Raw genomic sequence first — 19,489 nt, 5'->3', positions numbered from 1 at the left:
TAAATAGTGGGTACGATTCGATTAACAACAGCACAGGCTCTAGTGAAATTTTTGAACGCACAATATGTAGAATTTGATGGTAAGCAAGAAAGATTCGTAAAGGGAATCTTTACGATTTTTGGCCATGGAAATGTGCTAGGACTTGGTCAGGCATTGGAAGAAAATCCAGGTGAGTTAGAAGTCTATCAAGGCCGGAATGAACAGGGAATGGCGAATGCAGCGATGGCTTTTGCCAAGCAGAAACACCGGAAACAGATTATGGCCTGTACCTCTTCAGTCGGACCGGGAGCAGCCAATATGGTGACGTCTGCAGCAACGGCAACAGCGAACAATATTCCTGTTCTTTTGCTTCCTGGTGATGTGTTCGCCTCTCGACAACCTGATCCAGTATTGCAGCAAATTGAACAGACTCATAATCTATCTATTTCCACGAATGATGCCTTCCGTGCAGTGAGTAAGTATTGGGATCGTGTCAATCGTCCAGAGCAGCTAATGTCTGCACTCTTGAACGCGATGCGTGTTTTAACCAATCCAGCTGATACTGGTGCGGTAACGATTGCGCTGCCACAAGATGTACAGGGAGAAGCATGGGATTATCCAGAACGATTCTTTGATAAGCGAGTTCATCGAATCGAGCGCCGTCAGCCGTCGACTGAAAGTGTCCGTGATGCAGTGAAAATCATTCAAACGAAGAAGAAGCCTTTACTAATATTAGGCGGAGGCGTGCGCTATTCTGAAGCCGCTGATAGTTTCTTACAATTTGCGGAAAAATTCCATATTCCCTTTGGAGAAACACAGGCTGGAAAAAGCGGTGTCGAAAGCACTCATCCCCTAAACCTGGGTGGACTTGGTGTTACAGGTAATTCGGCAGCGAATTCCATTGCACAAGAAGCGGATTTAATTATTGCGGTAGGCACTCGCTTTACTGATTTTACAACAGCTTCTAAGCAATTGTTTGGTGAGGCTGAAATTCTAACCATTAATATTTCAGAATTCCACGCAGCGAAATTAGATGCGGTGAAGGTGGTCGGTGATGCAAAGGCTGGGCTCGAAATGATTGGCTCTGCACTTGGAGACTACGTTTCCGGATATGAAAATGAAATCGTCGAAGCGAAGCGTGTCTGGGGGGAAGAATTAAATCGTCTTTATGGCATTACATATGGAGAAAACTTCATCCCGGAAATCACAGGTCATTTGGATGAAAAGCTGTCTGAATATAAAGAAGTTCTTCATTCCGAACTAACCCAGACACGTGTGATTGGCAAGTTGAATGAGATGCTTGATGACAATGCCGTGATTGTTGGGGCAGCAGGAAGTTTGCCTGGCGACCTGCAGCGGATGTGGGTATCGAAAACACGTAACACCTATCATATGGAATACGGCTATTCTTGCATGGGTTATGAGATTGCCGGCGCTTTAGGTGCGAAGCTAGCGGAACCAGACAAGGAAGTGTATGCGATGACTGGGGATGGTAGTTATCTAATGCTGCATACTGAACTGGTTACTAGCCTTCAAGAAGGTAAAAAAATTAATGTCATCCTGTTTGATAACTCTGGATTCGGCTGTATTAACAATTTGCAAATGGGAAATGGCATGGGCAGCTTTGGTACAGAATTCCGCAAAAGGAATCAAGTAACAGGAAAATTGGACGGCCCGGTCATGGCAATTGATTATGCCAAGGTAGCAGAAGGCTACGGAGTAAAAACGTATTCTGTTAGAACAATGGAAGAACTTGAAGCAGCTGTGAATGATTCGAAAAAACAAGCGGTCAGTACGCTGATTGACATCAAAGTACTTCCTAAAACGATGACAAATGGCTATAACGCTTGGTGGAATATAGGTGTAGCGGAAGTTTCTAAAAAAGAAGGCATCCAAGCCGCCTATGAAAGAAACCAAACAAATCTAAAAAAAGCACGTGCATATTAAGAGGGGGAACGAGGATGTTTGAGGGAGATCAAGTTAAGTTGGCGATTGCGCCAATCGGATGGACAAACGATGATATGCCAGAGCTTGGCGGTGATGTGACATTCGAGCAATGTATTAGTGAAATGGCGCTTGCAGGATTTTCCGGCAGCGAGGTCGGCAATAAATACCCTCGAATTCCAGAGGTTTTACAAAAAGCATTGTCAATTCGGGGCTTAGAAATCGCGAGTGCTTGGTTTAGCAGCTTTTTAACCTCTAAACCATATGAGGAAACAACAAGGGAATTTATCAAACATCGAGACTTTTTACATGAAATGGGTGCGAAAGTCATTGTCGTTTCTGAACAAGGCAATAGCATTCAAGGTCAAATGGAGACAGCGCTATTTGATCATAAGCCTGTTTTTACAGAAGGAGAATGGCAGCTTTTAGTCAAAGGGTTACATCTTCTGGGCGACCTCGGAGCTGAAAAAGGGATGAAAATTGTCTATCACCATCACATGGGTACAGGGATCCAAACGACAGATGAAATTGACCGCTTGATGGCGGAAACGGATCCTAATAAAGTATCACTTCTATACGATACAGGCCATCTTGTTTTTTCCGGTGAAGATCATTTACACGTACTAAATAAACATATGAGTCGTATTCATCATGTTCATTTAAAAGACGTACGAATAGATGTGGCTAATACGATTCGTGAAGGGAAATTGAGCTTTCTACAAGCCGTTAAAGATGGAGTATTTACGGTGCCTGGAGACGGAGTCATTGACTTTAAACCAGTTTTTGAAGTATTAGATACTGCTGGTTATAAAGGCTGGTTTGTTGTAGAGGCTGAACAGGACCCTGCAGTTGCTAACCCATTTGAATATGCATTAAAAGCACGAAAATATATTCGTGAAACGAGTGGACTGTAAAGGAGAACGACCATGACATTAGTAAAGATGAAAGATATCTTGGCACACGCTGAGGAGAATCAATACGGTGTAGGTGCCTTCAGTGTAGCGAGTATTGAAATGGTGAAGGGAGACAATATATATGTATGAAAAACTTGGTGAATTCAAACATGGCTATACTACGATAGCTGATATGGAAAGCAAACATCCCGATATGATGCAGGATATCGGTATTTACACGTTGGCTGAGAGTGAAGTAGAGTCGCTATTTGACGGTAGCAAAGAAACTGCCATCCTTCTTCTTGAGGGAACTGTCCGCATAGAATGGAACGGCGAATCCCGTGAGATTAAGCGCGACAGTGTATTTGAAGAAAATCCGTGGTGTCTGCATATACCAAAAGAGGTAGAAGTGAGGGTCACTGCACTTAAGAGCAGTGAGATACTAGTTCAAAAAACGGATAATGAGAAACGATTTGAAGCGAAGTTATATACTCCGGAGGATTGCGAGAGCACGATTGCTGGAGAAGGAGTTTGGGACGGAACGGCTGAGCGTGTGATCCGTACTATTTTTGATTATAATAATGCTCCTTATTCCAATTTGGTAATTGGAGAGGTTATTTCCTACCCTGGCCGCTGGTCCAGCTATCCGCCGCATCACCATGATCAGCCTGAGGTATATTACTACCGTTTTGATAAGCCTCAAGGCTTTGGATGTGCAATGGTTGGGTCCGAAGCTTATCGTGTCGAACATAACAGCTATATTACGATTCCAGGTGATCTTGACCATCCGCAAGCAACTGCACCAGGTTATGCGATGTACTTTTGCTGGATGATTCGCCATCTCAAAAACAATCCTTGGACTGACCGGATCATGGAGGAAGAGCATAAATGGCTGCTCGAGCCAGACGCGAAAATCTGGCCTGAAAAATGAGATTGTAGCCACCTTTCGTAAAAAAATATATCTTCTATAGATATGGGGCCAGCCCCCTCTGAAAACCGTGAGATAGTTTCTTACGGTTTTTTTGCTCTTATTGTTCATGGATCTATGTGTCCGAACTATCGATGTCCTAAGCTTATGGGTAGATGAAAAGTGAAAGGCCAAGTTTGCAAAATTCCTGCTTAAAAGATATAAATAGGTAAGTTTAGTTAGGAAGATAAAGCATTTAACTACTCGGAGGATATAAAAATGTTAATAGACAAAATAATAAAATTTGAAAATAATTTTGCAGAGGTTCAATCTAAAGTTATAGAAAAACCTTTTGGTAGAATCTTTTATGATAAAAGTAATCCTTTATCATATGATAGCAATCATGCATTCATTAATGATGATTCTGACTATGAATTCGCAATAAATGATATTGTGAATTTTTATCAATCAATAGCTATAACTCCACGAGTGTATACATTTTCAAGAAATATAAGTAAAGTTGGTCAATATTTAGAAAGTAAAGGATTTAAGAAATCACTAGATAAAATTTGTTTCTTTGTCCAAAAAAATAAAAAAATAATAGATATTCCTCAGACCCTTCATGTTAAAAGGTTAATCCATATAGATGAAACAATAAATGAATTACTCTGCTCTGATAAAGAACAAGGTGAGTGGGGGTATAAATCTCTGTTAAAGTCGATAGATAACGAAAATTTTTATTTGTTTGGTGGATACGTTGATGGAGAATTAGTTTGTATAGCTTCCTTGTACCACAAGAATGATATTTCTAGGGTAAATGATGTATTTACTAAAAAAGATAAAAGAGGTAAGGGTTATGGCAGCCAATTAATTAACTTTATTACTGATTTTAATGATAAGACACTAAAAACAGTAAGTTATTTATATGCTCATAATCCTAATGCAATAAAAGTATATAAAAAAGCTGGATATGAGGAAATAAATGCAATTGTGAGAGGCTGTTACTGGTTAGAATAATACCCGTGCCAGTCATGCCCATAGTTTGAATAAAGTGAGGTTTATGAATGATTTTTACCTATGCTATTACACAAGATAACCAGTTGATAATAGATGTAAAGATGGAGGAATTAAGGTCCGATCGATTCAAATTTTATTGGGTGGATTTTGAGGAACCAACTAATGAGGAAACAAAGTTGTTAAGTGAATTTTTCCACTTTCATCCCTTGGCGATTGAGGATTGTCTGCATTTTATCCAGCGCCCCAATATGAATCATTATAATGGCGTCCTTTTCTTTATTTTGCATTCATTAAGTAAAACAATAAGGTGCGAGGAGATAGATGTTTTTGTAGGAGAAAACTACGTCGTGTCTTTTCATAAGGAGAAGGATCAGGCGATAGACATGGTCAAGCAAAAATTATCTGCAAGTAAAGAAATGGAAAAAGTGGGACCGTTATATATTCTTCATAGCATTATTGATGAATTAGTAGATTGCTATTTTCCAATTTTGCATCAAATTGAGGATAAACTAAATGAATATGAAGAGAAGGAAGCAAGCAGCAAAAAAATCATCGAAGAGGTTTATGAGATTCGCAGAGATCTGATTCGTTTGCGGAAAACGATCATTCCGATGAGAGATTTGTTATACCGGATGATAAACTCTAAGCGGATTCAGGACACAAAACAAATTCACCATTATTTTTCCGATATATATGATCACATGCTGAAGTTAACGGATATGATTGCTAATAATCAAGACGTTACTTCGGATATGAGGGAGAATTACATGTCCATTCAATCCAATCGAATGAACTCCATTATGATGACACTAACCGTTATAACAACCATTTTTATGCCACTTACATTTATTGTGGGAGTGTACGGAATGAATTTTGATCATATGCCAGAGTTACATTGGAAATACGGCTATTTTTTCACGCTAGGGGTTATGGCGATAATAGTAACTGTAATGATTTTATGGTTTTACAAAAAAGGCTGGTTATTTAAAAAATAACCAACAACCAATGAAGAATGTTTATGAGGTTGTTAAAAAATATATTTCTACGATGCAAAGTAAATAATCTAGTAAAATAAGCAAACACCCTTGTCCAAGAAGTAGACAAGGGTGTTTGCTTTAAGTGGAAATTAGGTTATTTATTTTTTGGCTGGAACTTTAATTTATTCTTCCCTTTTACCAAATGTCGTTCCAGTTTATAGGATTCACCATTTCCCTTGGCGAATGTGGCGTATTCAACAACTGGTTGAAGGGCTAGATTATCTACTAATAACGCTTCACTGCTGTTGGATTTTAGCGTAAGAGTAACCTTATGCTTTTAGATGTGCCTGGTAACGGAATCTTTGGGGATTGTCTGATTACTGTAAATCCTAATTTTTCCCTTTTATAAAAAGCAACAACTTTTCAGTAAAGTAACTTCAAATCATAGGCCTTTCTTGTAATCGGCGAGGACCTCATCGATTAGGCGGCGGGCTACACCGGCGAACACGGGGTTGCTGTTTTGGTAGTAAGGAAGAGCAATCAGTCCTACTGACAATGCCCAGCCGCGCCCTCGTGCCCAGGTTGAGTCGTCAACTGAATTCGCTGCACGCAACATTTCCCGGCTTTCGACAGAAAGCAAATTCCACGCGAACATCCAGTCAGTTGCGGGATCTCCCACGCCAAGGCCACCGAAGTCGATGACAGCAGTGAGTCTCCCTTGCTCGACAAGCAGGTTCCCAGGAAGGAGATCTCCGTGGATCCAGACGGGCGGTCCGTCCCACACGGGTGTCTGGAGAGCTGCTTCCCACGCTAGGGTTGCCGCATCGGTATCAATCGTGTTGTGCAGATTTGAAATTGCTTCGCGGACACCATCGTCTCTCATTGCCAGTGGCAGGCCGCGTCCAAAGTTGTGATGCCCTGGGGGTGGACCGCCGTCGGGATCGATCTGCTGCAGGGCAGTTACGAATTGAGCCAGTTCGGTCGCCGCTTGGTATGGATTGTCAATGTGCCCTATAATCGCGTTCTCACCCTCGATCCATCGATACACGGACCAGCGCCAGGGATAACCCTCGGCGGGCATTCCAAACGCTAGCGGTTCAGGGATGGTAAGCGGTAGGTGCGGGGCAAGGATTGGCAGCCACCGCTGCTCCTTCTCGACCTGCTGGATGGCCCAATCGCCTCGGGGTAATCGCACGAACATATCCTCACCAAGCCGATAGATAGCGTTCTCCGTCCCGGAGGAGTTGAACGGTTCAAGGGAAAGGTTTGTCCATTGCGGAAATTGCCCGGAAATCAACCGTTTCACGAGAGATAGGTTGATTTCTGGTGCATGATTTGAATTGGTCATGAAGGAACCTCCTAGTGAATGCGTTTCTAAAAAACATATATAAAGCATGCTTTTATCAGAAAGCGGCGTAAAACGTTTATTTAGAAATATCTAAATCAAAATGAGAAGAATTCATAATATCCTTTAAAACTTCAGCCGGATTTTTATGAGTGGTGTCGTAAAGATGTTTCGTATTTGCTGGTGAATTCTCAAGTTGATTTAGCAAAAATAAGGAGCGGTCAATTAAAAATTGATCTCCGCGCTTATTTAAACGTTCAATTAACTTGTTCTCATCTGCTCGTAAGACTATATACTTCATCTTCAGATTCAGATAAGCAAAATGATTGCAGAACCACTCTAACTCATCTTCCACAACAATATCGATAATCACATTGTAATCATGTTGGATCAATGTTTGTGTAACCGAAAGTATGTTTTTCCACATAATGACAAGATTTTCTTCCCAAGGTGGCGCAGAGCCTTCCTCAAACATGGAGAGGAAGTCATCTCCTTTAATAAGGGCACTTTTCTTTACTGTTCGAGTTAGTTCTTTTGCAAGAGTGGATTTACCCACTCCGCAAGGTCCAGAAATAATATAAATGGTTTTCAAATGATTCACTCCGATGATTATTGTTTTTTCTTAGCAGTGGACTCTCTTATGATTAATTTGGTTGGTAACAGGATTTCCTGGATCGGTTCTTCTTTGTTTTCCATTCTCCAGCAAAGTTGTTCGACTGCCTTTTTACCGTAATAATTTAAATCGATATCCATTGTTGTAATCATAGGGGTTGCAATTTGTGACAATTGCCCATTATCAAAGCTACATACAGAGGCATCTTCGGGTACTTTGAAACCTCTTTGCTGCAAAATGGATGTAACTAGGAAACCTTTACCGTCATTCACACAAAACCATGCTGAAGGCATGTCTTGAAGGCCGTTAAGAAATAAATGGATATCATGCTGATTTTCCTGTGTGTTTGTTAATATAAAATCTTCATTAGGGCTTATCCCGTATCTTTTTAAAGCTAGCAGGTATCCTTCTAATCTTTCTTGATAGCTAGGAGAAATGTCCACATTACCTACAAACGCTATTTCGCGATGCCCTAATTGAATTAAATGTTCTACAGCAGTGTAGGCTCCGAACCGATTATTTGTCAGGATCGAATCAGCCTCTAGGTACGGTTCATGATGATCAATTAATACAGTAGGGATACCAGTATTTATTATCGTAGAAATATAGTCGGTACTGATATGAGATAGGATTAAAATGCCATCAATTTCGTGATTTGTTAATAAGGAAGGCAGCGTTAAATTATTTTTGGCTTCGCTATCAATCGATTCAATAAACAAATTCATCCCGCGAGCTCTAAGCTCTTTTTCAACACTTAAGTAAATTTCACCAAAAAAGCTTTTAAGTGAAAAAGCATAATCAGAAGCAATTAGAGCGATGTTTTTTAGTGTCTTTTTTTCAACTTGCTTTTGATTCCTACTATTAGAATAGGAATAACCTAATTCATCGGCAGTATTTTGTACAAGCCTTCGGGTATCTTCACTAACTCCCGGCTTTCCAGATAATGCTTGGGAAACCGAGTTTTTCGAGATATTTAACCGATCAGCTATATCCTGCATGGTCACTTTTTTTTCCATTTCTTTGTTCTCCCTTAATCTATATCTTAATAATAAAGTGTCATTGTTTGTAATTATATTGTAACGTTACAAGGTAACAATTACAAGAGTGGTGTAGATGACAAATATGGTAAGTAATTTACTTTCGACTTTAGAATTCTAGTAATTAATGATTGACATCATGGAAGTAAGGTGTAATAATTACGTTTGTAAGGTAAGTAATAACGTTATTGAATAATTATTTCTAATTTTGTAATTCTATCATTGCTGTTGAGAAATGAGGGATTTCGGTTAAATAGTCTATTTTTGACTGTGATTACAACTATTATACTTTTTTTAAAAGCTCAATGATAGCGCTGTCAAATTAGGTAAATGCATCATGGGATAAAAAAAAAAAAATGAGTGTTTAACATGTTGTTTAGGGCATTACTATTTTTATAGCAAGTGTTTGGATTAGATATTAAACAATGGAGGAATATAAGATGAAAATGAAAAAAGCGGCATCAATCTTATTTGCAGCTTCTCTTACTGTTTCTGGTCTTGCTGCCTGTTCTACAGGTAACAACAAAGAGCAAGAAACAGGAAAAAAAGATGGAGTAACAACAATTGAATTCTGGGCTGCTCCTAACCCAACACAGCAAGTATATTGGAAGGATGTCGCAGCAGAGTTTACAAAGGAAAATCCTAAGATCAAAGTTAATGTAAGTCCGATGAAGGAAAGCCCAACATCTGAAGCGAGTATCCAATCTGCGATTGCTGGTAAAAGCGCGCCTACCATGTCTGAAAATATTAACCGTGGGTTTGCCGCTCAATTATCTGAAAGTAAAGCGCTTGTACCTTTAGATACGTTAGACGGCTGGGATGATGTAAAGAAAAGCCGTAATATGACTGAAACAATGAAGGGCTGGGAATTTGCTGACGGTCACCAATACGTATTGCCAATTTACTCCAATGCCATGTTATTCGGCTGGAGATTAGACATCTTAAAAGAGCTTGGCTACAACGAGCCGCCAAAAACCTATAGCGAAATGCTAGATGTAGCGAAGAAATTAAAAGCAAAATATCCTGATAAATATCTATGGGCAAAAGCAGACCTAGCCGATCCAACAGCTTGGAAAAGATGGTTCGACTTCTTCATGTTGTATGATGCAGCGTCAAACGGTAACAAGTTTGTGGAAGGAACGAAATTCACTGGCGATCAAAAAGCCGGCGAACAGGTTCTTGGTTTAATGGATGATCTTCGTAAATCCAATGCCTTATTAACAAGACAGGCTAAAGATCCGTTTGAAAGTGGCTTAGGAATCTTCGTCGATGTTGGTCCTTGGACTATTCCATACTGGGCAGAAAAATTCCCAGATATGAAATTCAACGAAACGTATACTTTAGCAGCACCACCTGTTCCAGATGGTATGGATACAACCAATGTTAAAACGTTTGCTGATACAAAAGGTCTAGTTGTTTACGCTTCTGCGACAAAAGAAGAACAAAAAGCAGCGATGGAATTCATGAAGTGGGTGTATTCAAAACCTGAAAATGATGTGAAATGGCTTGAAAAGACAAGCTTACCACCTGCCCGTGATGATTTAACATCAAACGATGCGTTTAAAGCGTTCTTTGACAAAAATCCAGCATTACAACCATATGCAGCCGCCGTTCCAAACGGTATCCCGCCGATGGATAACTCAAAATACAATGATATCCAGACTTTAATTGGTCAACATGCTTTCAATCCAGTGGTAAAAGGTGAGAAAGATCCAAAAACTGCCTGGAAGGACATGCAAGAAGCAATTGAGGGGGCTCTGAAATAATGAGCACAAAGCAAGGAAGGATGGGCTGGCTATTTGCCAGTCCTTATCTTATATATGCGGTCGTTTTCTTTCTGATTCCACTAGTGTGGTCACTGTTTTTATCGGTAACTGATTGGAATTTAATTGCTCCAACTTTTACTTTCGTTGGATTTGATAATTACATGCAGGCTTTCAAAAGCCCAGGTGTCCAGAGTGCATTTTTTGTATCCTTTAAATTTATGGCCGTATTTGTACCGTTAGTAGTGGCATCATCGATTATCGTTGCTTTAATCGTTCAAGGACTACCTAAATTTAAAGGATTGTTTTTAATTGGTTTTTTCCTCCCGTATTTAGCATCAGGGGTTGTATCGTCATTTATCGTTAAAGGGATTTTATCTTACAACAGTCCATTGAATGAATTCTTGCGGGGCTCATTTGGATTAGACATTAACTGGCTTGGAACACCGTTTGCGGCACTCTTTGTAGTTGCGATGATTATCGCTTGGAAATTCACTGGCTACTATGCGCTGATTTTAACGTCAGGGTTTGAGAGTATTGATAAGGAAGTTTATGAAGCAGCTAGTATTGATGGGGTAACAGGCTGGCAGCGTTTTTGGAAGATCACCTTTCCGCTTCTGTACCCGGCTTTGTTTACAGTATTAATCCTATCGATCGGTGTTACGTTTGGTATTTTCACAGAGGTATATCAATTAACAGGTGGAGGACCGAATTTTGCAACCAATACATGGCAAATGGAGATTTTTACAAGAGCGTTCTCGAATCTTCAAGCGGGTTATGCTTCAGCGATTGCCATTATTGCGTCAGTAGTAACGTTTATTTCAATATTTATCATTCGAAAACTCTTAGAAATGTGGGGGAAACGAAATGGGTGGAGCTAAGAAAAACGGATTATTGTTTCGTTACCTAATTGCCGTTGTTCTCTTACTGATTATGATCTTTCCGTATATTTATATGGTGCTAAATTCTTTTGCTGTTTGGGATCAAGTAGATCAGAAGCTAATTCCAACAGAGTACAGCTTGAAATCGTATCAATGGCTGCTTGGTGGAGGCGAAGCGGTCATCCCAAGACCATGGCTTAATGCGTTTTTTAACAGTTTTATCGTTTCAGGTGCATCAACCTTTTTAATGATGGTAACTGGGGTAATGGTTGCTTATGCATTAGCGAAAATTCCATTTAAAGGAAGAGATACTGTTAATAACGTTATTTTATTTCAAATGTTTTTCCCGGCGATTATTTTGTTAATCCCTACGTTCCTTGTGATTCAAAGAATCGGCATGTATGACTCTTATTGGGGAATGATTTTACCAAAAGCCCTCAGCTTATGGGCGGTATTTATGTATACGAACTTCTTTAAGGCGATACCAGATACATTTATTGAAGCGGCAAAATTGGATGGTGCGAGTGAATTGCAAATCATGTTTAAAATCGTCCTGCCAATGTCGAAATCGATTACGACCGTTATCTTCTTATTCTTGTTTATGGAAAGATGGACAGAGTTGTTATGGGATATGTTAGTCGCGAAAAGCGATAATATGCTAACGCTGAACGTCCTTTTATCACAAATGTTCGGTCCTTACGGCGGCTATCCAGGGCCGATGTACGCGGCTGCTGTGTTATTAACAATGCCGATCATTATTATCTTCTTGCTCTTCGCGAAAAAGTTCCAAGAAGGTATGCAATTTACACTTAAGTAATAGTATGGGAGTTCTAAAATTATGGTGAAATGGTGGAAACAATCGACTTTTTATGAAATTTATATGCCCAGCTTTAAAGACGGAAATGGGGATGGAATCGGCGACTTTGCTGGAATCACTTCAAAACTAGACTATCTTAAAGAATTGGGGATTGACGGATTGTGGCTGACTCCGTTTTATCCATCACCTAAAGTCGATAACGGCTATGACATTTCCGACTATTATGGGATCGATCCAGATTATGGAACGATGGAGGATTTTGAAACGTTTATTTATGAAGCACATCAAATTGGTATCAAGGTTATTGCCGATTTAGTACTCAATCACACTTCTTCTGATCATCAATGGTTCCAAGAGTCAAAGTCCTCAAAGGATCATCCGAAGCGTGATTGGTATATCTGGAGAGATATGCCGAATAATTGGTTGTCTTTCTTTGGCGGCCCGGCTTGGGAATACGATGCTAGGACGGATCAATATTATTACCATGCCTTTGCGAAGGAACAGGTTGATTTAAACTGGGCCAACCCTGAAGTGAAACAGGCGATGTTTGATGTGATGAAATTTTGGCTTGAAAAGGGAGTCGATGGTTTCCGGCTGGATGTCATCAATTTCTTAAAGGTTAACGATTCGTTTCAGGACAATCCATATGATTTGGAGAAAAAGGAACAAATTCATTTATACGATAAAGACCAAGAAGGAATTATAGCGATTATTAAGGAAATTGCTGAGTTTGTTCATCAATATCCGGATAAATTTCTTGTTGGTGAGGTTGGTTCCGAGGACTTGGAAATTCTAAAACATTATTCGGGCCTTAACAAATTAGATGTGGTGTTTAATTTTAATATCGGGAGTATGGGTGAGTTCGATAGGGATAGGCTCTTTCAGCAATTAGTGGAAACAGAGAAAACCTATGATTCAGCGCAAATTCCAACCTTATTCTTTTCTAGTCATGATATGTCCAGACATATTTCAAGATTTGGCGGCGATGAGGACCGGGCCAAACTGGTGGCTACTTTGATGCTGACAGCCAAGGGTGTTCCGTTCATTTATTTTGGTGATGAAATTGGGATGAGAGATTGGATTACAGACGACCTATCGAAAATGAAAGATGTTCAGGGGATCATGGGCTATACGCTTGCATTACAAGCGGGTAAGTCACCTGAAGAAGCCCTAGTTGTTGCGAATGAAAAATCGCGAGATAAGTCACGTACCCCGATGCAATGGAATTCACATGACAATGTCGGCTTTTCAGAGGGGCAGCCGTGGATTACGGTTCCAAAGGATGCAAACAAAGTGACTGTTGAAGAACAAATTAATAATCCGGAATCGATGCTTTCTTTTTATAAAAAATTGCTGAAGCTGCGAAAGGAACATTCATCTCTACAGTTCGGAGAGTATGAATTTTTACGGAATGAAGACGGAATGATCTATTTCGTCAGAACGGATTCAGTTGAAAAAATATTAGTAGTTTTGAATTTCACTGATCAACCCAAAACGCTTGAAGTAGAAGCTACTATGAAGTTGTTACTTTCGACAAAACAAACAAGGGTGGAACGAGAAAACGTCGTAACAATTTTAGCGAATGAAGCAATAATCCTAAAGGGGGAAATAGGAAATGACCTTGTTAAGGAAAGGTAATGCTCAAACATGTGAACAGCTTTTAGAGGAATATAAATCGAAAACACAACCAATCAATCCGGAAAAAATTGTATTCGCGGGCATTGGGGAAAATGATGTCTATAATATTAGCGCACCGTTTGAAGATGAAGGCGAGCTTGTCATTGCCGGACGAGTGGAATCACGTGACAGTGAACACTCCAATGTATATTTCTTTGTCGAGAGAAACGGCGAGTGGGTAGCTAGAGAAAATGCGCCAGTCCTGGAATTGCAAGATCCATTCTTTACTCGAATCACAGGAGAGCTAGTAGTAGGAGGCGTCCAAATTTTCCCTCACCCGACGAATGAAGGACAACTTGGCTGGAGGACAGTCTTTTATAAAGGTCCATCGATTGCAAGCTTACAAGAATTTGCAAAAGGTCCAGACGGAATGAAAGACCTCAGGCTTGTGGAATTAAAAGATGGGAGCATTGGGGTATTAACAAGGCCTCAGGGTGAAAAAGGCGGAAGAGGAAAAATTGGCTGGACTCGGATCTCTTCATTATCTGAACTGACCATTGATGTCGTCAACGAAGCGCCGTTACTTCAAGGGCAGTTCATTGAGGAAGAATGGGGCGGAGCGAACGAACCGCATCTTTTAGCAAATGGTCTTGTTGGAGTATTGGGGCATGTTGCCTCCTTTGATGGTGAAGGAAACCGCCACTATTACCCAATGGTATTTGCCCTTAATCCGGAAACAGGTGAATTTTCTGATATGGAGTTAATCGCAACTAGAAGCAATTTCCTTCCTGGTCCATCGAAGCGACTAGACTTAGTGGATGTCGTCTTTAGTGGTGGGTTAGTTCGAAAACCCGATGGCACAGCTGATATTTATGCAGGAATTAGTGATGCAGAAGCCCAAAAAATTACCATCGTCGATCCGTTTTTACAATACGAGCGGTAAATCTGATACAACAAAGGAGTCAATAAAATGAATGTATATAGATATGAAGAGAACCCTCTAGTCACTCCAGCAGATGTGAAACCGCATCGAGCTGATTTTGAAGTTATTGGTGCTTTTAATGCAGGTGTTACAACCTATGAAGATGAAATTATCATGCTTCTTCGTGTAGCAGAACGACCAATTAGTGAAGACCCGAATATCGTTAAATCACCAATTTATAATCCCGAAACAAACGAACTTGAGATTTTAGAATTCCGTTTAGATGATCCTACGTATGACTTCTCTGATCCTCGTGTGATTCGAAAAAGCGGGGATATACATTCATGGGACTATTTAACATCTATAGCATACCTGCGGATTGCAAGAAGCAAAGATGGTGGTCATCATTTCACGATTGATGAGAATCCGTTAGTTTACCCATCTAATGAGTTAGAAACATTTGGGATAGAGGATCCAAGGATTACTAAAATTGAAGATACTTATTATATCTATTTTAGTGCTGTTTCACCTGTTGGTGTGGGAGAATCGATGGTTTCCACAAAGGACTTCGTAACTACTGAACATCATGGGATGATTTTTGCGCCGGAAAATAAAGATGTCTTAATTTTCCCTGAAAAAATAAATGGAAAATATTACGCGATCCACCGACCTGTTCCGAAAAGTGTAGGGGAGCCAGAAATGTGGATTGCTGAATCAACTAACCTCCTGCATTGGGGTAATCACAAGCATTTACTAGGTTTACGTGAGGGTATGTGGGATAGTGCTCGTATGGGCGGAGGGGCTGTTCCGTTTAAGACAGAAAAAGGCTGGCTGGAGCTTTATCATGGTGCAACTGAGGATCACCGCTATTGTATGGGAGCTGTTCTCCTAGATTTAGAAAATCCGACAAAAGTTATTGCTCGTTCAAACCAACCAATTTTAGAGCCTGAAGCAGACTATGAAGTAGAAGGGTTCTTTGGAAATGTAGTCTTTTCATGCGGTGCTGTTGTTGAAGGCGATGTAGTTAAAATGTTTTACGGCGTTGCTGATACATCCATGGCATGTGCGGAATTAAGCTTAAAAGAAATCTTGGATTCATTGACTTATCTATAATTTGAAAAATTAAGTGCCAAAATCGCGAGACTGATTTTGGCTTTTTTCCTATGTTTTAAGCTTATATAGGCTTCACTAGTAAAACTGATATATCGTAAGTATTTTTACAATGGCAGGTGACGTACTATGATAATGAATGATAACTGGAAAATAAAACATTTTGATGTAGGGGCTGCACGTGATCTTGAGGTCGCTGCTCCTGATTATATTGATTACTTCTGGATGACAGCATCAGTACCTGGTGATGTGCATTCAACACTGATTAACCGAAACCTGATTGAGGATCCTTTTTACGGACACAATGATTTGAAATGTCAGTGGGTAGAGGAAAAGGTGTGGTGGTATCGCAATACGTTTGAGTTCAACGATGAAATTACGAAAGACCACAAATACGAGCTTATCTTTGAGGGGCTTGATACGTTTGCTACCGTTTATTTAAATGGTGTGGAGCTGGGTTCAACGGAAAATATGTATATTAGCCACAGCTTTGAAGTAACACGGGAGCTGAAGCAAGGGAAAAATGTTCTGGCGGTAAAATTTGATCCAGTCCATGTTCATGTGAAAGACAAGGTTCAATATTATTGGTCAGGATTTAGCAAGAAACGGATCTGGACAAGGAAAGCCCAAAGCCACTATGGCTGGGACTGGGGTCCGCGCTTAGTTGCTGCAGGGATTTGGAAGGAAGTTCATTTAGAGAAGAGAACTTTTGCTAAAATCGACTCTGTATTTGCTAAAACAAAATCTATTTCTCCTGACAAAGCAATTGTCGAGGTCGAAGTGGAAATAGCGTCATTTAGAAAAGATAGAGATTATGTGGTAGATATAAACCTTTCCTATGGTGAAGAGAATTATATAACCAAGGTAAAAGTAGACCGTAAAAAAGCACAAGCTGTGCTCGAAGTGGAAAATCCCAAGCTATGGTGGACACATGACATTGGCACACCCCATCTTTATCAACTAAAGGTTGAATTGCTTGCGGATGGTGTGAAAGTGGATGATCAACAAGAAGACTTCGGGATTAGAACCATTGAGGTACTGCGTAAGGATGAAGAAGGTAATCATTGTTTTACCTTTGTTTTAAATGGAGAAAAGGTATTTGCTAAAGGTGCCAATTGGATTCCAATCGATAGCTTCATCGGAGCCGTTCCAGATTCCCGTTACAAGCACTTAATCAAGATGTCCAAAGATGCGAATATGAATATGCTTCGTGTTTGGGGCGGCGGTATCTATGAAAAAGAGGTTTTTTATGACGAGTGTAATCGGCTTGGCATTTTAGTCTGGCAGGATTTCATGTTTTCCTGTGCGCTCTATCCTGATTACAATAGAAACTTTATGGCCAACGTCAAAGAGGAAATCATTCATGTCGTCAAACGGCTGCGTAATCATCCTTGCTTGGCACTTTGGTGTGGAAACAATGAGAATGATTGGCTGTATGAAGCATTGTTTTCATCAGGTGAAATCACACATCCTTTTTACGGTGAAAAAATCTATCATGAATTAATGCCTGAATTACTTGAAGAACTCGACCCAACTCGTTTGTTTTGGCCAAGTTCGCCATTTGGTGGAAATGATCATAACTCAAGAGAAGAGGGAGACACGCATAATTGGCAGGTTTGGCACGGGAATATTGAGCCTAGAACGTTTGGTGAGCCGCAAACGGTGAATTACAGTGTCGAAGGGCTGTCATTTAAAAATTTTAAAAATGATACGACACTCTTTGCGAGTGAATTTGGCATGCATGCTTCTTCTAATCGCTATACATTAGAACGAAATATCCCGAAGGATCAATTTTACTGGGGAAGCGAAGAAATGGCCTATCGCAATAAAGATATCCATCATCCAAAAGGAATTTTGCTGATGGAAGGTTATACAGGAGTTCCAAAGGATTTAGATGAGTACATTTCCTATTCGATGTTAACGCAAGCAGAAGGTTTGAAGTATGGAATCGAACATTACAGACGCAATAAACCACATACAAGCGGTGCGTTATTTTGGCAGTTAAATGACTGCTGGCCGGGTACAAGCTGGTCAGTTATCGACTATTATTTATTGCCTAAGGCTTCCTATCATTATGCTAGAAAGTTCTATAGTCCAATTCTATTAACGCTTGCTCATGAACCAGGTAAAGATATGGCAATTTGGGTGGTAAATGATCGGTTAGAAACCTATGAGGATGAAATTGAACTGGCCGTTTATCAATTTAATGGTGAAAAAGTATTTTCAAAGCAATGGACGGTTGTGGTGCAAGCCAATGTTTCGCAGCAAGTAGATGTTGTTTTAGAGCAGGAAGCCCTTAGTGGTCTGCAGCCAGAAGAGGCCGTTATCGTCATTCGCTCAAAAAGGAATAAAACCGATGAAAACTTCTACTATTTCCGCGATCAAAAAGACTTGAGATTGGAAGAGTCTGAAGTAACTGTTTCGATTGACCGTGAGAAAAATGAGTTAACTGTTTCCACGAATATGCTCGCGCGAATGGTGACCATTGAAATGGATATGGAGCAGCTTGTAATTGAGGATAATTTCTTTGATTTACTGCCCAATGAGAGCAGAACGATTAAGGTCGGACAGGCTGAGGGGAAAGACGTTCCTTGGGAGACTTTGAGAGTGAAGGCCATTAATAGTGTGAAAACAGAGGGGGCATTAGGATGAAAGCGGCGGTTTTGCAAGGTACAAAGCAAATAGAGGTAATGGATTGGAACTATCGTTCACCATCACCCAAAGAGGTCATTGTAAAGGTAAAAAGCTGTGGGATTTGCGGTACGGATCAGCATATTTATCATGGTCATCCCGGTTCAGCTGAAGTCCAGCCGCCAATTGTCCTCGGGCATGAATTGGCAGGTGAAGTAGTGGAAGTCGGGGCAGAAGTATCAACCCTCCAAAAAGGGGATCGTGTTTCCATTGATCCGAATATCTATTGCGGGACATGTGAGTATTGCAGGAGCAACCGGGCTCATTTATGTAATCATCTTCAGGCGGTAGGCGTAACAAGGGATGGCGGTATGGGCGAGTATTGTGTTGTACCAGATTCCAATTGTTATAAGCTCCCAGACCAAATGACTTTTGAAGAGGCCGCGCTGGTTGAACCTTTAGGCTGTGTTTTACATGGTTTTAAAAAGGTTCAGTTGTCACCCTTAAGGAAGGTACTCATTATTGGCGGCGGCTTTATTGGACAATTGTTTTTGCAATTGGTGAAACAACAAAACGTTGATTCAATCATTGTGAGTGAACCTGCGGAGAATAAAAGAGAGCTTCTTTATAAGCTTGGTGCTGATGAAGTGATCCATCCAATGAATGCGTCTAAGCTAGAGGCAGATGTTGTGATTGAATGTGTGGGCAGAGCGGATAGTATGGAATTGGCAGTTAAATCAGCAGCAAAGGGCGGTCAAGTGTTACTTTTTGGAGTAGCAGCGCCTGATACTGTTATTTCTGTGTCACCATTTGAAATTTTTTCAAAAGAACTTACCATAAAGGGTTCATTCGTGAACCCTTATACCCATGAAGAAGCTATTTCACTTATTGCGAAAAAAGTGGTGAATGTCGAGTCGCTCATTTCTCATCGTTTTACTGTCGAAGAGCTGCCAGAAGCAATGGCAGACTTTCCTAATCTTAAAGTTTCAAAAGCGATTATTAACCACTAGTCTAGTTGCAGGAGTTGTCGATCCTT

The 19,489-nt window shown here is 40.3% G+C and carries 16 protein-coding genes and 1 pseudogene; 14 read left to right on the top strand and 3 right to left on the bottom strand.

Annotated elements, in window-relative coordinates:
- Positions 1–6: 6 nt before the first annotated feature.
- The 6 genes and pseudogenes from iolD (at position 7) to corA (ending at position 5,735) form a co-directional block, all read left to right on the top strand.
- Positions 7–1,926 (top strand): 3D-(3,5/4)-trihydroxycyclohexane-1,2-dione acylhydrolase (decyclizing), encoded by a 1,920-nt coding sequence (gene iolD, locus KW850_RS03220; protein WP_218346130.1) that lies wholly within the window; start codon positions 7–9, stop codon positions 1,924–1,926.
- A 14-nt stretch (positions 1,927–1,940) separates the two neighbouring features.
- Positions 1,941–2,837, top strand: a complete 897-nt coding sequence (gene iolE, locus KW850_RS03215) for a myo-inosose-2 dehydratase (protein WP_218346129.1) — start codon at positions 1,941–1,943, stop codon at positions 2,835–2,837.
- 12 nt (positions 2,838–2,849) lie between these two features.
- A pseudogene (locus tag KW850_RS33080) lies at positions 2,850–2,948 on the top strand (class II aldolase); the annotation flags it as partial.
- Positions 2,949–2,958: 10 nt separating this feature from the next.
- Positions 2,959–3,747 (top strand): 5-deoxy-glucuronate isomerase, encoded by a 789-nt coding sequence (locus KW850_RS03210; RefSeq protein ID WP_218346128.1) that lies wholly within the window; start codon positions 2,959–2,961, stop codon positions 3,745–3,747.
- A gap of 255 nt (positions 3,748–4,002) precedes the next feature.
- Positions 4,003–4,740, top strand: a complete 738-nt coding sequence (locus tag KW850_RS03205) for a GNAT family N-acetyltransferase (protein ID WP_218346127.1) — start codon at positions 4,003–4,005, stop codon at positions 4,738–4,740.
- Positions 4,741–4,787: 47 nt separating this feature from the next.
- On the top strand, positions 4,788–5,735 hold the full coding sequence (gene corA, locus KW850_RS03200) for a magnesium/cobalt transporter CorA (RefSeq protein WP_218346126.1): 948 nt from the start codon (positions 4,788–4,790) through the stop codon (positions 5,733–5,735).
- A 424-nt stretch (positions 5,736–6,159) separates the two neighbouring features.
- Here the strand turns inward: corA and KW850_RS03195 are convergent, their stop codons facing one another.
- The 3 genes from KW850_RS03195 to KW850_RS03185 all read right to left on the bottom strand — a co-directional run bounded on the left by KW850_RS03195 (position 6,160) and on the right by KW850_RS03185 (position 8,691).
- On the bottom strand, positions 6,160–7,065 hold the full coding sequence (locus tag KW850_RS03195; protein ID WP_218346125.1) for an aminoglycoside phosphotransferase family protein: 906 nt from the start codon (positions 7,063–7,065) through the stop codon (positions 6,160–6,162).
- Positions 7,066–7,141: 76 nt separating this feature from the next.
- Positions 7,142–7,663 carry an AAA family ATPase gene (locus tag KW850_RS03190; RefSeq protein ID WP_308128743.1) on the bottom strand — a complete coding sequence of 174 codons (522 nt, stop codon included), beginning with the start codon at positions 7,661–7,663 and terminating at the stop codon, positions 7,142–7,144.
- Between the two features lie 8 nt (positions 7,664–7,671).
- The gene (locus tag KW850_RS03185) at positions 7,672–8,691 is read right to left on the bottom strand and encodes a LacI family DNA-binding transcriptional regulator (protein WP_026564183.1); all 1,020 of its coding nucleotides are present in this window, start codon (positions 8,689–8,691) and stop codon (positions 7,672–7,674) included.
- A gap of 467 nt (positions 8,692–9,158) precedes the next feature.
- Between KW850_RS03185 and KW850_RS03180 the strand changes: the two genes are divergently transcribed.
- The 8 genes from KW850_RS03180 to KW850_RS03145 all read left to right on the top strand — a co-directional run bounded on the left by KW850_RS03180 (position 9,159) and on the right by KW850_RS03145 (position 19,463).
- Positions 9,159–10,478, top strand: a complete 1,320-nt coding sequence (locus KW850_RS03180; protein ID WP_218346284.1) for an extracellular solute-binding protein — start codon at positions 9,159–9,161, stop codon at positions 10,476–10,478.
- A complete protein-coding gene (locus KW850_RS03175; RefSeq protein WP_218346124.1) occupies positions 10,478–11,356 on the top strand; it encodes a carbohydrate ABC transporter permease in 879 nt (292 codons plus the stop codon). Before KW850_RS03180 ends, KW850_RS03175 begins: the two co-directional genes overlap by 1 nt.
- On the top strand, positions 11,343–12,173 hold the full coding sequence (locus KW850_RS03170; RefSeq protein WP_218346123.1) for a carbohydrate ABC transporter permease: 831 nt from the start codon (positions 11,343–11,345) through the stop codon (positions 12,171–12,173). The genes KW850_RS03175 and KW850_RS03170 overlap by 14 nt, the downstream gene beginning before the upstream one ends.
- Positions 12,174–12,197: 24 nt before the next feature.
- A complete protein-coding gene (locus KW850_RS03165) occupies positions 12,198–13,811 on the top strand; it encodes a glycoside hydrolase family 13 protein (protein ID WP_218346283.1) in 1,614 nt (537 codons plus the stop codon).
- Positions 13,789–14,733, top strand: coding sequence for an MTP-1 family protein (locus tag KW850_RS03160; protein WP_218346122.1), 945 nt, complete (start codon positions 13,789–13,791; stop codon positions 14,731–14,733). The genes KW850_RS03165 and KW850_RS03160 overlap by 23 nt, the downstream gene beginning before the upstream one ends.
- Positions 14,734–14,760: 27 nt before the next feature.
- Entirely contained in the window at positions 14,761–15,825 is a 1,065-nt protein-coding gene (locus KW850_RS03155; protein WP_218346121.1) for a BtaManbiosPhlase, read from the top strand.
- A 126-nt stretch (positions 15,826–15,951) separates the two neighbouring features.
- Positions 15,952–18,474: a beta-mannosidase gene (locus KW850_RS03150; RefSeq protein ID WP_218346120.1), complete on the top strand. Its 2,523-nt coding sequence runs from the start codon at positions 15,952–15,954 to the stop codon at positions 18,472–18,474.
- Positions 18,471–19,463 carry a zinc-dependent alcohol dehydrogenase family protein gene (locus KW850_RS03145; RefSeq protein ID WP_218346119.1) on the top strand — a complete coding sequence of 331 codons (993 nt, stop codon included), beginning with the start codon at positions 18,471–18,473 and terminating at the stop codon, positions 19,461–19,463. The genes KW850_RS03150 and KW850_RS03145 overlap by 4 nt, the downstream gene beginning before the upstream one ends.
- The last annotated feature ends 26 nt before the right edge of the window (positions 19,464–19,489 follow it).

This window comes from Bacillus sp. sid0103, assembly GCF_019219025.1.
Note: the sequence above shows the minus strand (reverse complement) of the source record. Positions and strands in the feature narration are given on the sequence as shown.